A 15717-nucleotide genomic window follows, 5' to 3' on the forward strand; every position below is an offset into this window, starting at 1 on the left:
TATCGGCCAATTTTTTTTAAGAACTCCGAAAACTCTGTAGTCATTCGTGTTCCTTCTGCGATGATATTCCAATCACGTGATATAATTTCTCCTGTTTGTTTATCTGTCCAACGACGACGTTGAACATGTAGTTTAACTGATTTACCTCGTAATGGGAAGTCTTCAATAGTAATCATACTATAGAAACCTTTAGAAATAAGCTGTCTTTCTGTACATTGATTTGCGTAATCATTCTTCTCTTCAAAGTAGATATGTAGTTTTGTTTCTAATTCTTCTATTTTGGTAATATTGAAGTGTTCTACTAAGTAAGTAGGTAAGATTAGTTTTAGTATTTCTTGGCTATCCATCATAAGGCAAAGATATTATTTTACACTTTCCTCCCCAACCTTTAACGTTGATCCAAAATTACCTTTTGTATTCACTTCTATTTTTACTTTATCTGCCTTAAATGCATTGCGTTGTACTTCTTTAAGTTCCTCTTTAGACATAGCGCTTATCTCTCTATCATTTACTGATAATATTTTATCATCTATTTTTAGGTTATTCTTTCTAATAGCTGGACTGTCCCAAACAAAAGAAATAACTAGTTCATTATTCTTTAGTTTAGTTTTAATCCCTATATTTTCATAAGTTTGAGAAAAGCTTTTATTGTATGGTTTAAAATAAAAGTGATTCTTATATAAGATGGTGCGATAATATTGGAGCCATTTAGATCCTAAGTTACTAGTATCATCTACATCTACAGTAGTGATAAATACAGGGATTTCATAATTACCTATTTTCATCTCTAAAGGAGCAATGTATGTTTTACCTATACTTGGACCAAAAGCACTATAACTAATCACCCCCTCACCAGTAAGTGCTTTAGAAAATACTTTTTTATCATTCAAAGTATTAAACATATCTTCACTTAGGTAAAAGAAATCATTATAACCTGTATCAAAGAAAATATTCTTTTCTTTTAGACCATTAAAATAAGACATTGTTAGGGTAGGAGTACCTGTATCCTCTTTTTTTACTTTAACTTTGTTAAATAAGCCTATTTCTTTTTTATCTAAAGTATTAGAGAGTGTTATCCTATTGTTTTCAAGGTCAAAATCCCAACAACTTTTACTTATCATATTGCCACCTATCAGACCATCTACACCTAATGATTTAAATGCATCCATATCACTTTGAACAGCAGTAAAGTTTTTATATTCTAAGTTTCCGATTTTAATGCTTGGAATACTTACATACTTAACTTTAGATACATTGTTAGATGCATCATATAGTTCGTCTTCATATATAAACTTAAAATCTCCTTTTACATTAAAAGTAATTGATGTCGGTGCACCAGTATCTACAATGAATTTATAGATCTTATTTTCAATAATTACATCCACATAGATATGGTCCTCTTTTAGTGTGTAATTTAAAATTTCATTATAAATACTAGGGGTTATAATTCCTTTTTTAAAAATTCCTTTTTGTGCAAATAAGTTAAAAGAGAACAATAAGACTAATACAGTTATTATGTTTGTTTTGTTGTTAAAAAACATATTTTATTATGTGTTGAGAGTTAATTTTAATTGATTACAAATATAAAGTTATTAAATAAAACAAATATATCTGTTTAGTATACTTTTTACTAATAGAAAGGAAGACTAAGTAATATGCATAATCACTATCTCTAATGCTACTCTTTTAGTATTTTTGTTCTAGAACACATATATTTATAAATCTCGATATGAAAGCATTATTAGTAGTAGACTTACAATATGATTTTTTGCCAGGGGGTAGCTTAGCTGTAGAAGATGGTGATAAGATTATCCCTGTTATTAATACAATCCAAAAGCAATTTGATTTAATCATAGCAACTCAAGATTGGCACCCAGATAATCACAAGAGCTTTGCTAGTCAACATCCTGGTCATAATCTATTTGATCTAATAAATCTCAATGGAATCCCACAAGTACTATGGCCAGAGCACTGTATACAAGGAACTAGAGGAGCGGAGTTTACCACTGAATGGGACACAACTAAAGTAGCCGCTATTTTTAGAAAAGGAATGAATGTAGAAGTTGACTCCTATAGTGGTTTTTACGACAATGATCACCAGCATAGCACGGGACTATTAGGTTTTTTAAAAGATAAAGAAGTAAAAGAACTATATGTATGTGGCTTAGCAGCAGAATTCTGTGTTTATTTTAGTGCAAAAGATGCACATGAAGCTGGTATCAAAACATTCTTTCTTAATTTTGCTACTAAACCTATCACTGAAGGTGGTTTATCTCAAGCAATAAAAGAAATGGAATCCCTAGGAATTACTATCCTGAATAACCAAGTAGCGCTCTATTAAACAATGAAAAAATACAGTAGATTCAACTTTTTTAAACACACCTATTGCGAATGGCAAGAAATACCTATGTCATTTGTCGAAGGGAGAAAACCTGACTATAAAAGTAAGACAGGTAGTATGTATTATTATGATGAGAAAGGCGTAGCAAGATATGCAAATCACTGGGGTAGAGCAGCTAACTGTAGGTGGAAGATTACATCAGACGAATATAAGAATAGTGTATACACACTTGCTTATGCCACTTGGGACAGCTTCTTTCCTAACAATGAACAAGAACCTTTGTATGCTATAATTCTAGATTTAGAAAAAAAATATGTGACTTTTAAGCATAAAGGTTGTCTTAATGATACAAACCATGTGTTGAGAAGTGCTTCTGAGACTGCGAAAAGAATTACGAAGGTTAAAGAAATACTAGAAACAGATGGATGGTATAAGTATCTAGACTTTATTAATATTGAAGAAGCTAGAACATTCTTGATAAATGGTTTAGTGAATTCAAATATTGAATTCCTTAAACTAAAACAAGAATTATTGAAAAAACAGTAATAAATACGTTTAAATTTATTAATTTAGCTTTTATTAAAACAAATACTAATTAGTCTAGTAAAAGGATTACAAATTAAACAGTAAAAATTATGAATAAAGATTACTTTATTGGTAGCATTATTAGTAGCTGGAATTACAACTGCTAATGCTCAAATCAACGTTGAAACTCCAAAATTATCTGCTAAAGTAGGGGATACTCCTATTAAAAAAGGTAACTGGATAGTAGGTGGTGCTTTAGGATCAACAGGATATAGTTTCGAGGAAGAAAGCTTCAATATTAATTTTACTCCAAGAGCAGGATACTTTATTTCAGATGGTTTTGCAGTAGGTCTTGAGATTGGTGCTGGACTTCAGACAGTTAAAGGTGGTGATAACATATGGAATTATAAAGTAATGCCATTTGCACGTTACTATTTCCCTGAAGGAGCTAGTGCTACAGGTAGATTCTTTGGACAAGGTGCTGTAGGACTTTCTGGTGCTGAAGCTGGTGATAAGAGTGATACTTCTTTTGCATTTAATATAAATGCAGGGTATTCTCATTTCGTATCACGTAATGTGGCTTTAGAAGCTATTGTAGGATACAATTACAGTAAATCTAATCAGGCAAGTGCTTCTGCACATAATGGATTAGGATTGTCTTTAGGATTCCAAATTTTCTTAGGAAAGAACTAATCATTTAAAGTGATTACAACGAATAAAGAAAGCCTGAGCATTGCTCAGGCTTTTTTGTATCTATTATTTCCATCGTTTATGAGACCATAACCATAAAGAAGGATTCTTTTGAATACTCTCTTCTAAGTTCTTTGTAAAGTGAGTTGAAATAAAACCTTCATTAGTTTCTCTAGCTTCTTTACAAATTGTACTTATGGAAAGTTGCCATTTCTTTTTACCAAAAGGAGTTATTTCTCCATAGATTACATAAGCATTTACTTTGTGAGCTATCTGTTCAGCTCCTGTATATACATTAGTCTGTTGGTTTAAGAAAGGTACTTCTATTCCCTTATTTTTACCTGGATACTGATCCGCAATGAATACAGTCATATTATTTGATTCTTTCTCCTTAAGTAATATGCGTAGAGCATACTGTGATGGAATAAGGCGGATACCATATTTTTCTCTTCTATTTTTTATTCTTTGATTCCAGAATTTATTTTTCAGAGGCTTATATAGAGCTTGTATTTGTATATCTGTAGAGAGTGGGAGTTGCTTTATTAATTCCCAGTTTCCGTAATGACCAAGTATTAATATTATATTTCTATTCTCTTTTTTAATCTCATCTAAGTATTCTTTGGTTCCTTGTGTTAGATATAGTAATTGTCTCTTATAAAATAGCGTTTCAACTAGTACACGACTGAGGTTTCTATAAAATTGTTTATGATAGTGTGCCACCTCTTGATAAGAAGCACAGGGAAAAGCTCTAGCTATATTCTGAAGTGAAACACTGAATCTATAATGGAATACTTTACTTAAAAGAAATCCAATAGAATTATAAATATATTGCATAACTGTTTTTTAGAAGAGCAAATATAATTGCTCTCTTTTATGCCATTAAAAGTCTTTGACCATCGGTGATACTGATGTGATTAATGGTTATTATTCCATCGTACTTCTTTAAGTATAAAAGTAGTAAAGGTTAATTCTGATTGCTATATAAAGAAATTCAAATCCAAAGACCATCATATAAGTATACTATTTTATTGTTGTTGCCTAATGTAATTCACTTCGTAAAGTATCTATTGAAACACTTGGTTTATCAGGAAAAATCAAAGGATTCCAATTAAATCATATTTCTTTTACTGATTACATGGCAAAACTACGATCGAAAAGAACAAGTTTTTAGAATAGCTTCCACTTCTTTCCAAAAAGTTCCATTCTTTTCCAAAAACTTCTCTTTATTTCCAAAAAGTTCCACTTTTTTCCTATAATTAATTTTTAATTAACTGATTTTCAATAATAAAAGATATTGATACTATGCGTTTCTTCGGAACCTCTTCGGAATAATTCAGTGTTTCTTCGGAAGGAAGGCCAGTTTTCCGAAGAACTCCAAAAGACTCTCTAATCAACGCCCGAAGAAAACCCTGTTTAATGTTTAGTTTTAGTAGTGCTAATCAGTTTCTTTTGTACAAATATTAAAAGATAAAACAAGTCTCTCTGTTTTGACAGCCTTTTAGGTTTAGTATGAAATAAAAAAGTATTATCGGACACTAATGATATTTTTATACTAACTCTAAATACAATACTACATTTTTTTTAACCAAAATATAATGTTAATTTCGGTATCCTTTATTAAAAGTCCTTACTACACATTATTAGAATATTAATTAAAATCAGATTAAAATTGAAAAAAATTAGTGTAATCATCATGATGATAGCATTATCTATTTCTTCTTGTAGTAGTGATAATGGAAGTGTAGAAGCAGGTCCTGGAGAAACAGATCCTATAGAAGAAATCCCTAGTTCTAAAAACTCTTATGGTTCTTTCTCTGTAAATATGAGAATAGATAATAAGAACGTAACTTATAAATATTGGAATTACCTACCTCGTCATAGAGAAGGCAAGAGTTATAATGATACTTTTATAACAATGACTGATACTGACTTTTTTCCATCAAAAGATGATGCTAAGTATGGCGATTTTCCAGGAGGTCTTTTGACGATTAATATTAATAAACCTGAGCCAGGACTATATACAGTAGTAAGGTCTAGAACTTTTGTTTTAGCTAATGGTAAATTTCCTATTGGTCATGATAGATTAGCTACCGTAGCAATTAGAATAGGAGCTAATAAGAAAAACTATCAAGATGCTAAATATGAGTACATCGGTGATGATTATCTTGTAGACGCTGTAGAAGTAACCCAAGATGAAAAAGGAGTGTTACATTATACAATTAAAAAAGCTATTCCTGTTTCATTTATAGGAGGTGAGCACGGTGAAGGAAATATCGCTGCTCCAAAAGTAGTGACTATCACAGTTGATAATGGGCATTATAAAAAATAAATAGTTTAGTTATACAAAAGGATATTAGATAATATCCTTTTGTATTTTATATAAATATTTCTTAGCAAATCAGATAATTTGATATATTCGTTTCTAAACACCTTTAACTAGAAATATGAAACGAAAACTAATTGCGTTCTCTCTTTTTTTACTTAGCCAAAGTATCTTCAGTCAGAATGAACAGCGTATGTTAGAGCAAGCGAATGTTTGTTTTGATGAATTTAAGCATGCAGCAGAACAGCACAAATCTCTATGGAATATTGATTTATATGGACCCATACTATTAATAGATTCTGAGACAAGAACTATTTATGCTAATGAGGAGGATAAAGAAAATAAATTAAAACCTGAAGGAGGAGTATATATTGGTACCTTACCTAAAAATATTAATATAGCTAATACAGCTATTGAATGGGAAGGCAAGCGATGGGCTATGATTATGTTACCCCTATCTGATAATGTGCAAAATAGAATTAACCTATTGGGTCATGAGTCTTTTCATCGTGTTCAACCAACATTAGGTTTTAAATTAAATAATGCTGATAATAACCATTTAGATCAAAAGGAGGGGAGAGTATATCTTCGTTTAGAATTAGAGGCTTTAAAACAAGCTATTCAGGCTAATTCAATAAAAGAAATAAACCAACATCTTACAGCTGCTCTTTCGTTTAGAAAATATAGACAGAACATTTATAGTGAAGCAAGTACTACAGAAAATAGTTTGGAGTTAAACGAAGGAATTGCAGAGTTTACAGGCTTAATAGTTAGTAATCGTACAAAAAAAGAAACAGTAGACTATGTCTCAAAAGAGATAGATGATTTCTTTAAAAATTCTACCTATATAAGATCATTCGCCTATCACACTATTCCTGTCTATGGCTATCTGCTTTCACAACAGGATAAAGAGTGGAATAAGAAGATTAATACAACTACTAATCTTACTGACTACTTTATCAAGGTTTGGAATATCCAAATTTCCAACAATCTAGAAAGCACTGTTAATCAATTAAAAAGTAAATATAATGGAACTCTCATTATAGAACAAGAAGTAGAAAGAGAGAATAAGGTTAAAAAGATAATAGCGGCGTATAAAGCTCAATTCGTCGAAAACCCACATTTTGAAATCAAATTTGAAAAGATGAATATTTCTTTTAATCCCTCTAATCTTGTAGCGTTAGAAGATAAGGGAACAGTGTATCCAACTATGAGAATAAGTGATAAATGGGGTATTCTTACTGTAGAAAAAGGAGCTCTGATGAGTCCTAATTGGGATCGACTATCTATCACTAACCCTACTAAGGTAGAAGAGAATAAAGTATTCGGAGATGGATGGATATTGGAATTAACTGAACACTATAAGGTAGAACAGAATAAAGATGATTTAAATTATAGATTAGTAAAAAAATAATACATAAAAAGCTCCTTTATAGGAGCTTTTAGTAAACCATATTATATAACTAGAGTGAATTTAAAAAGGCTAGTAAGTCCTCTCTATCTTTCTTATTTAACTGTTTAAATTTATCTTTAGAAGATTGTGCTTCACCACCATGCCAAAGTATTGCTTCTGTAAGGTTTTGAGCTCTGCCATCGTGTAGAAATTGGGTGTGGCCATTTACTAAATACTGAAAACCAATTCCCCATAAAGGTCTTGTTTTCCATTCTTGACCATTAGCTAAGAAGTCTGGACGTCCATCTGCTAGGCCTTCTCCCATATCGTGTAAAAGCATATCTGTGTAGGGATAAAAAGTTTGATTAGCTAATGCTTTAATAGGGCTATTACCAGTCTTTTGTTTTGGTTTATGGCATTTTGCACAGTCAATAGTTTCGAAAATTTGAGCTCCTTTTCGAACTTCTGGATTATCGTGAAAGCGAGAGGCAGGAACGGCTAAGGTTTGAGTATAAAAAGTAACTGCATCAGCCACATCATTAGATATCTCTAGACCGCTATTTAGGCCATCACTACCATTGCTTTGCCCGAAACCTGTTTCTTGTGGGAATATATAATTAGTTATTCCCATATCATTATTAAAAGCCGCTGTACATTGTTCTAGCAATGAAGCTGTATTCGCTTTCCATCCAAAGCGCCCAAGTTTTCGTTGTTTAGTTACTGCATCGAATACATAATTAGCTTTTCCAAATATCCCATCTTTATTACTATCATTGATATCTACATCCGCTAAAATATCTTGCTCAGGTATCGCTTCTAATAATCCCAATCCAAAAACAGGAGAACCAATACGAGGTGAGATCAATATATTACTAGGTACAGGAATGTAGGAATCTTTTAAGCTATAATGTGGTTTGCGCAGTATTACTTTGGTTCCATCAGCTAATACTTCAGTAATATCAGAATAAGTAACATTAAACTTAGCTTCTGGTTTTACGCCAAAGACTGCTTGATTTTGCACTTGCAAACCAAAACCAGGGACAGGGACAGGACCTCCATTCTCTGCTATGCCAGGCAAACTTATACGAAAAAAGAAACCACTTCGTTCATTTAAATCAGATGGAAAGGGAGCTCTTCCATCCTTAGGATGACAAGAGATACACGATGAGTTATTAAATATAGGACCTAAGCCTCCATTGATAGGATTAGGAGGAGTGACATATACAAATTCGAAAATCTGATCTCCTGTAAGATGTAGTGCTAGGTCTGGAGCAGATAAGTTAGGAGCAGGAGTACCATACGCATTACTTGTATTGATAAAAACGGTAGTTTCTCCACCTGCTAATCTTCGCTCATTTAATAGAGGAAGTTCTTCATAGTCCGAGGAATCATTACTAGAACAGGAGGTGAATAGTACTATGAGCAAAAGTGGGAGAGAAGAATATTTCATAACTAGATATTTTAATGAGGTAAGAGCCTATTTATATATAAAATAGACTCTTACCTTACGTTTTTTTGATATAATCTATAATGAATTTATAAAGGGTTTAAGTTTAGATTTTAATAACTTAGTAAGTTCATTAACACTGTTCTGAGCTTTGATTACCTGAGGTCTATTTTTATAAATAGCTTGTGTGAAGGTACCAGGTATAGCCTCTATATCTTTAATAGCTGTTGTAATTGCAGCTTTCACTTCATTATCTAAAGCTTTATTTTTTTCTGCTACTAGAGTTGATAATCCTTTTACTTGTTTATTATACTTTCCTAAGTAAACATTTTCAATTCCTTTAATATTATCAATAAAATCTTGTTTAGAATTATTACTGAAGCGAGATTCTTCTTTTTCAGGGAAAGGAGAACTTCCTTCAGGGTTTAAGGGGTCTTCTATTTTACCAGTTGCTACTTCATCTGATATAGTGATTAGTCCTTCTACTATTTCTTCTAATGCTGCTATTCTTGACGGGTATTTTTTAGATCCCATTCCTGCAGTATTAAAGACAGCGGCATAGTTTCCACCATCTGATTTCCATTCATTATATAGAAACTTAGTATTGTTCTGTAAATCTTCAGAGGCAGCTTTAAGATATTCTTTTTGTCTAGCTGTAATTTGTTCAGCTTTTTTAGCACCATCTTCTCCCCATAATAAAAACTCTATTAGGTGAAAACCTCTTGCTTCATTATTAGAACTAATCAAAGATGGAGTTATTTTTTGATTACTTTTTAGAATATTATTCATCGCTTCTACATCTACAGGCCAAGTATCCATAGCAGGATCAATACCATTAGTTTCAACAGGTCCATAAAGAAAACCTTCAGATAATTCCCATGGTATACGAGTGTCTACCCATGCTTTTTTTGCAAGTTCTAAGTTTTGTTGAGTTGATGTTGTGTTAAAGGTACTAATTGCTTTATCTAACGCTATAGCTTTATTATTTAACTCTTTATATATCTCGATAATTATATTACCCGTAAGATCAGTAATGACAGCTGTATGTAATTTATCTTTGCTATCATCTATAGTGGGACTATCATCATTGTTACTACAGTTAGTCATCATAAATGACATCGTGATAAGTCCTAATGTTAAAATTTTGTGTTTCATTTTCATTGTGTTATTTGAGTTAATTAAATTAAAAAGTAAATCCTATTCCAGCAGTAAAGGTGTTTTCTCGCTGTTTTTCACCTGTGTTTAATGAAGTAATAGGGTCAAAGTGATCAGAACCTAATCTTCTAGAAGAGTAATGCGCTTTTAGAACTACCTGAGGATGTACAAACCAGTTGATACCTCCAGTTATAACACTTCTTTCCCATCTAGGTTTACGTACTACTGCACCTTCTGTTTTATACATTGTATCGTAGTACTCATAGCGCATAAAAGGATATAATTGTTGCTTTGTTTTGAAGTTTAGGAAGTGTAAAACTTCATATCCAATATCACCAGAGAAACCAATCATTGACTTCCCGACAGGGGTTCTTTTAACACCTAGATTATTAGATAGATTAGCATTTTTTCTACTTACAATATTTGAGTTTTCAATATTTCCATATAAGAATACAGAACTAAACTTTAGGTAGTTTTCATCATAACTCACATGCCCTTCAAAGATGGTCACATAAGCAGAAACATCCATATCTTTTTTAGGTCTATTAGCCGCGGCATCATTGACATAAGCAGCAACTCCAGCAAAGGTATTTTTGTTTTTTCCAAATTTATAGTCTAGACGAGCTGTATAAGCTAAACTATTACCCACAGCCATTTCAAAACGAGTTTGATGTCCTCTTTTTACCCAGTTACGAGAACTAAATCCTGTAGCGTCTAGTCCATTTGTAACTGATACTTCATAACGAAGACGATCCTTGAGAAAAGTACCATAGAACTGAATACCATTTTCATACCAACCTAATGGCAGTATTTCGTTTTCCATTTCTTGGCGATGAGCTGTAAAGTAGTTAGTGGGTCTGTCTAGATTCTGAGCTAAGTTGAAGTGAAGTTTCATTCGACCTACACGAACATTAAAATAGGGACGAACTTTAAAGTCTATAAATATTTGTTCTAACTTAACTTCTCCACCTGACTCAATTTCTTTTTCATATTCTCCAAATTCTTCTTGAGTATCTAGTTCAATAGTAGAACCTGTACCACCATGTTCAAATTCAATTTCTGTCTTTAAGCTAATCCAATCATTAAAATGATAACCTAAATACAGATTTAATCTTTCAGCATCAAATTTGTTTTTAATTTGAGGATCTGTATCATATTTACCGTAGTTATAATAGTTAATAGCACCATAGCCACTAAGTGTAAAATTATCCCAACTTAGCAATCTTTTTTTATCTTCTTTTAATTCTTTAATAATCTCTTTTTTTAATTCATCCTTTAAGATTTGCCTCTGGATAGAATCATTTTCTTGAGCGTAGGTAAGGGAGCTAGTAAATAGCAGGCAAGCAAGTAGTTTTGTCTTCATTTTATATCTTATAAAGTGAATATTCGTGTTTATTTTTCTTCAAATATATACTTATTTAGATTTATTAAATATTATGTATTAATATTTGTTAACGTAATTTTAAAAGTTTTTAGTAATAATTATCTATTTTATCCTATTAATGGTATTAATCAATTATTAAAGTAATAATGTGTTAAATAATTAACCACACTATTTTGAATTATTCTTTTTACTTCTAAAAAAAGAAAGGTACTTATGGAAGAGAATTGAATAAAAAAAGCCTCATAGTGAATAAACACTATGAGGCTTTTTCCTAATTAAGGTATTTAAGAAGGATTACTTTATCTTCTCTATAAATTGATTGACCATATTCTCATCTGTAGCCCATGAAGTGATTAGTCTAATAGCAGCATATTCTTGATCTATTGCTTTCCATATATAGAAATCATAATCTTTGTTCAACTCTTCTATCAGTGCTAAAGGAAGAATAGGGAATAACTGATTCGTAGTAGAATCTCCTAAGAAATGATATCCTTTTGCTTTAAATGCTTCTGTTAGTTTGGTAGCCATTCTATTAGCGTGGCTGGCTAAGTCAAAATATAGATTATCTGTAAATAAAGTTTCAAATTGTAACCCTAATAATCTTCCCTTCGCCAGTAAGGCTCCTTTCTGTTTTAAATTATAATCAAAATAAGTAGCTAATTCACTATTATTAAACACAATAGCCTCACCTAATAACCCGCCATTTTTAGTTGCTCCTATATAAAACACATCTGTTAAATCTGCTATGTCCTTTAGTGTAAGGTCATTATTATCAGCTGTCAATGCGTGTCCTAATCTAGCTCCATCTATAAAAAGGTATAACCCTAATTGTTTACAAATAGAAGAGATGGCAGTTAGTTCTTCCTTAGTATAGATAGTTCCCAGCTCTGTAGAATTAGAAATATACACCATCTTAGGTTCTACCACATGAGGTCTTAATCCATATTCACCTACTGTACGTTCTATATCTTGAGCCGTTAGCTTACCATTAGTAGCCACTACTGGGATTACTTTATGTCCTGTAGCTTCTATAGCTCCTGTCTCATTCGCAAAGATATGCCCTGTTTGAGGCGCTATAACTGCTTGGTGTGTACGTAGGATAGAAGAAATAACTAATAAGTTAGCTTGAGTTCCTCCAGACACGAAGTAGATCTGTGCTTGAGGGTTCTGTATTTTAGCTTGGATTAATTCTTTTGCTCTTAAAGTATAGTCATCATCACCATATCCTGCTTGTTGGATTAGATTAGTCTCTATTATTCTATTTAGTATATTAGGATGCATGCCTTCTGCATAATCATTTTTAAAACTGTACATAATCACTTAGTATTAATTGATACACAAAAATACAGTAGAAATAAATAAAAAAATAGAATGTTCTAAACCTAATAGAATACACTTAACCTCTGTGTTGATTTTTAAACACAGCAGGAGTCACACCATATTTTAATTTAAAGATGCGTATAAAATGACTCTCATCAGAGAAGCCACATTGATAAGCTACTTCAGCTTGACTAATAGGGTGGTATAACAATAAATCGATTGCTTTCTTTAGTTTTTGCTCTCTTACGTATTCTCCAAAACTCATTTTAAAATAAACAGGAAACTTCCTCGATAAATAAACAGGATGCAATTGTAATTCGGTAGCGAGGTAATTTAAGCTTAATACTTCCCAACGCTCTTCATTGACTAGTTCTATCAATTTATTAACCCATAGCGGTTTATGACTATGTATATCCTGAGCTTGAAGACGTGTAATCTGACCAAAAGTCTGTAATAATAAGCCATCTATAGCAAGATTAGTAGCCTGATCAGCTAATTGAGATTCGACATGTATTTTATGAAATAACGTCTGTAAACTAGGATCTTTTAAGAGTAAGTCTCCTTCTATAAGGCTAGGAGACAAATCGTATTTTAAAAACCAAGCTGATGGTAATTCTACATGTAAGAAATCAAACTCTTTCTGGATATCTTTATTGTAATGAGGTTCTTGACTATGATGGTATAAGAGTGTATTAGGCAGTAGTTCTAAAGTACCTTTTTTAGTTACCTCATTTAAATAGCCATTTATATTGTATAAGAAATAAGCATGTTTGTGATAATGCCATGGAATATGATCAGTAGGAGAGGCATTTGCCTTGCTTAGAATAACATCTTTCACAACGAGTTGTTGTTTCTTTTCTCCAAAGTGTTCTCCTTCTTTTAAATAGTCCATATTTATGTACTTAAGATCTTAAACAAAGATAATAATACTTCTTAAACCTAGATTATATCATAGGCATATAAACGAAAAGTAATTAAGTATCACTAATCATGACATTCCATCATCAAAAGATTCCCATTTAGATAATCGATTGTCACTAGTCCATCTTCAGCTACTGTATTGCTACTTCCTGTGCGCTCACCTAGTACGAGAGATTCGTTTTGAAGAGGGTAGAGGAGATTCGTTGTTGTAATATTACTTACTTCACCTACTGGGATAAGAGAAATAATTGTATCCTTTTCGTACCACTTTTTGAAGTGATTAGGTAGAGGGTATATACGTGAGTAGTCATCATACATCGTTATCTTCAGTCTATCTTTGTATTTACAGATATTCGTAATATTTGTGATGGTATGATCTGCTCGTTTACCAGTAGCCCAGATTACATTCGCAGCTGGTATACCACGATTTATAAGGTAGTCAAATGCCTTTTCTAAGTCAGTTGAGTTCTGATCAGCGATATGTACAATCTCTATAGGATACTGTTTTTCTCTATACGCATCTGCATCGAAGTCCCTATCAAAATCACCAAGTAACACATCTACTTTCACACCTAAATCAATTACTCTCTCAATAGCTGAGTCTAGTACAACAACTAGGGGAGACCATTCAAGTAATTGTCCCATAAGTTCTTGGCTACAGGCAGCACCATTAGCAATGATTAAAGCAGGCTCTTGGTCATCTCTGACGATATGATGTGAAGACATATTAGTGAGTTTTAATAAGGCAAATTAAGGTATAATGTAGGATATAGACTCAATTTATTTTAAATTTTTCAAGAAAAGATTGTAGATTTATTTTAACGAATTGTATTCAAAGGCATTCTAATTAAAATAAGTTCATTACTGAATACCAATAGCGTCCTAAATAAATTTAAGGCATAAAATATCCTCCCATTTTAGTAGGTTATAGATGATATTTCGATAAAATTTAAAACAGAACCCCCTGTATCAATTTTGGAGGGGGTTTTTCTACCTCATTTATCGGATTATCTAACCATTTTTGCAGTTCAATTTTAACAAAAAGGTTTAGACGTATAAAAGCGACTAAATTAGATAAATGCCAACCAAATTGAGACTGAGCACGTAGAGCTTTCAGTATTAAAATAGTGATAAGTGCAGTCCAAATTTGTATCATTACAGCATTTTCTGAAGTTCCTATAAAAGACTTAATGTGTAGAAGTTGTTTAAGGTCTCTAAAGAATATTTCCACCATCCATCTACTTTTATAAAGCTCACTAATTGTATTAGCAGTCCAAGTAAATTGATTTGTGATAAGCTCTATAACTTGCTCATTTTCTTGATCCCATACCGCTACTCGTCTTAGTTTATTAGGATATAGTTGTTTTGAGTTACTATTAGTTAAAGTAATTATCTCATCTTTTAAAATATTTTGATGTCTATTCTCAGGTAGTTCCAACTCTTTAATTGTTTCAAATTTTAAGTTGTCTTTATGTCTAATGACAAAGAATACTTGTTTGCTGTCCCAAACGTTTAAAAGGCTAAAATCATTATAAAAACGATCGGCAACTATAACACTACCTTTAAGTAAAGGAATATCATAAGCTCCTTTATTATCAGCTGTTTTACCATTAGTAATATTGATATAAGCTGGTAGATTTCCATCAAAATCAAGTAATGTGTGCATTTTAACTGCTCCTTTATTGGTTTTGTATTTAGCCCAATCAAAGATGCTCAAGCATAGTGATATTGTGGTGGAGTCCAATAGTAAGATTTTTGACTTGATTCTAAACTTCACTTGTTTAAATTTGGGGTGCTGTCCTAAACTTTGAAGTAAAACAAAATAATACTCTTTAAAAAGTTTATGAGTTCTGTTTATGTTCTGATAACTTACTGAGGATTTAGATGGTGCTCTATCTATACCAAGGTGATTTAGGTTGCCTGTGGCTGAACGAAGTCCATTACTAATATCACGAACAGATTTGCTACGGGCAAAATGACAAAATAACATAGAGACAAGGTGACTCCAACTATTAAATCCTTTGTTGTGTTTGTCTGTCTGTTTTTCTTTTACGATTTTTTTGAATTTTGAACGATCAAGTTTTGCTATTATTTGTGAAAACAGTGTTATATTTACCATCGAGAGAGTCTTTTTTAGGTGTGCAACTCAAAGATAATTTGAGATCCGAAATTAACTCTCTTTTTTTGTGCCTTTTTTTAAATGTTTAGGACGCTATTG

At 31.9% G+C, this 15717-nt stretch carries 15 protein-coding genes; 5 read left to right on the forward strand and 10 right to left on the reverse strand.

The window, feature by feature from the left end; translation table 11 throughout:
* Together MODO_RS18005 and MODO_RS18010 are read right to left on the reverse strand one after the other, a co-directional pair.
* Nucleotides 1–350: ISAon1 family transposase N-terminal region protein (locus tag MODO_RS18005; protein WP_059051643.1), on the reverse strand; the 350-nt coding region annotated here is incomplete at its 3' end.
* Between the two features lie 12 nt (nucleotides 351–362).
* A complete protein-coding gene (locus tag MODO_RS18010; RefSeq protein ID WP_059051645.1) occupies nucleotides 363–1541 on the reverse strand; it encodes an aspartyl protease family protein in 1179 nt (392 codons plus the stop codon).
* 188 nt (nucleotides 1542–1729) lie between these two features.
* Between MODO_RS18010 and pncA the strand changes: the two genes are divergently transcribed.
* From pncA to MODO_RS18025, 3 genes are all read left to right on the forward strand, one after another.
* Nucleotides 1730–2341 (forward strand): bifunctional nicotinamidase/pyrazinamidase, encoded by a 612-nt coding sequence (gene pncA / locus MODO_RS18015; RefSeq protein ID WP_059051647.1) that lies wholly within the window; start codon nucleotides 1730–1732, stop codon nucleotides 2339–2341.
* Between the two features lie 3 nt (nucleotides 2342–2344).
* Nucleotides 2345–2887, forward strand: a complete 543-nt coding sequence (locus MODO_RS18020) for a hypothetical protein (protein ID WP_016649399.1) — start codon at nucleotides 2345–2347, stop codon at nucleotides 2885–2887.
* A gap of 108 nt (nucleotides 2888–2995) precedes the next feature.
* Nucleotides 2996–3559 carry a putative outer membrane beta-barrel protein gene (locus MODO_RS18025; RefSeq protein WP_235811675.1) on the forward strand — a complete coding sequence of 188 codons (564 nt, stop codon included), beginning with the start codon at nucleotides 2996–2998 and terminating at the stop codon, nucleotides 3557–3559.
* 63 nt (nucleotides 3560–3622) lie between these two features.
* Here MODO_RS18025 and MODO_RS18030 read toward each other — a convergent pair whose 3' ends face one another.
* Entirely contained in the window at nucleotides 3623–4390 is a 768-nt protein-coding gene (locus MODO_RS18030; RefSeq protein ID WP_059051650.1) for a lysophospholipid acyltransferase family protein, read from the reverse strand.
* 835 nt (nucleotides 4391–5225) lie between these two features.
* On the opposite strand from MODO_RS18030, the gene MODO_RS18035 reads away from it, so the two are divergent.
* Nucleotides 5226–5885, forward strand: coding sequence for a hypothetical protein (locus tag MODO_RS18035; RefSeq protein ID WP_059051652.1), 660 nt, complete (start codon nucleotides 5226–5228; stop codon nucleotides 5883–5885).
* Between the two features lie 115 nt (nucleotides 5886–6000).
* Nucleotides 6001–7293 carry a hypothetical protein gene (locus MODO_RS18040; RefSeq protein WP_059051653.1) on the forward strand — a complete coding sequence of 431 codons (1293 nt, stop codon included), beginning with the start codon at nucleotides 6001–6003 and terminating at the stop codon, nucleotides 7291–7293.
* Nucleotides 7294–7342: 49 nt separating this feature from the next.
* Here the strand turns inward: MODO_RS18040 and MODO_RS18045 are convergent, their stop codons facing one another.
* From MODO_RS18045 to MODO_RS18075, 7 genes are all read right to left on the reverse strand, one after another.
* Nucleotides 7343–8722, reverse strand: coding sequence for a di-heme oxidoreductase family protein (locus MODO_RS18045; RefSeq protein ID WP_006263600.1), 1380 nt, complete (start codon nucleotides 8720–8722; stop codon nucleotides 7343–7345).
* 75 nt (nucleotides 8723–8797) lie between these two features.
* Nucleotides 8798–9880: an imelysin family protein gene (locus tag MODO_RS18050; protein WP_081316898.1), complete on the reverse strand. Its 1083-nt coding sequence runs from the start codon at nucleotides 9878–9880 to the stop codon at nucleotides 8798–8800.
* 22 nt (nucleotides 9881–9902) lie between these two features.
* A complete protein-coding gene (locus MODO_RS18055; RefSeq protein WP_059051656.1) occupies nucleotides 9903–11237 on the reverse strand; it encodes a hypothetical protein in 1335 nt (444 codons plus the stop codon).
* Between the two features lie 315 nt (nucleotides 11238–11552).
* Entirely contained in the window at nucleotides 11553–12572 is a 1020-nt protein-coding gene (locus MODO_RS18060) for a threonine aldolase family protein (protein WP_059051659.1), read from the reverse strand.
* An 82-nt stretch (nucleotides 12573–12654) separates the two neighbouring features.
* Nucleotides 12655–13470 carry a helix-turn-helix domain-containing protein gene (locus tag MODO_RS18065; RefSeq protein WP_059051660.1) on the reverse strand — a complete coding sequence of 272 codons (816 nt, stop codon included), beginning with the start codon at nucleotides 13468–13470 and terminating at the stop codon, nucleotides 12655–12657.
* A gap of 92 nt (nucleotides 13471–13562) precedes the next feature.
* Nucleotides 13563–14225: a thiamine diphosphokinase gene (locus tag MODO_RS18070; RefSeq protein WP_006258842.1), complete on the reverse strand. Its 663-nt coding sequence runs from the start codon at nucleotides 14223–14225 to the stop codon at nucleotides 13563–13565.
* A gap of 223 nt (nucleotides 14226–14448) precedes the next feature.
* Nucleotides 14449–15618: an IS4 family transposase gene (locus tag MODO_RS18075; protein WP_006258819.1), complete on the reverse strand. Its 1170-nt coding sequence runs from the start codon at nucleotides 15616–15618 to the stop codon at nucleotides 14449–14451.
* Nucleotides 15619–15717 lie beyond the last annotated feature (99 nt).

The sequence above is a fragment of the Myroides odoratimimus genome (genome assembly GCF_001485415.1).
GTDB classification, from domain to species: Bacteria; Bacteroidota; Bacteroidia; order Flavobacteriales; family Flavobacteriaceae; genus Flavobacterium; species Flavobacterium odoratimimum.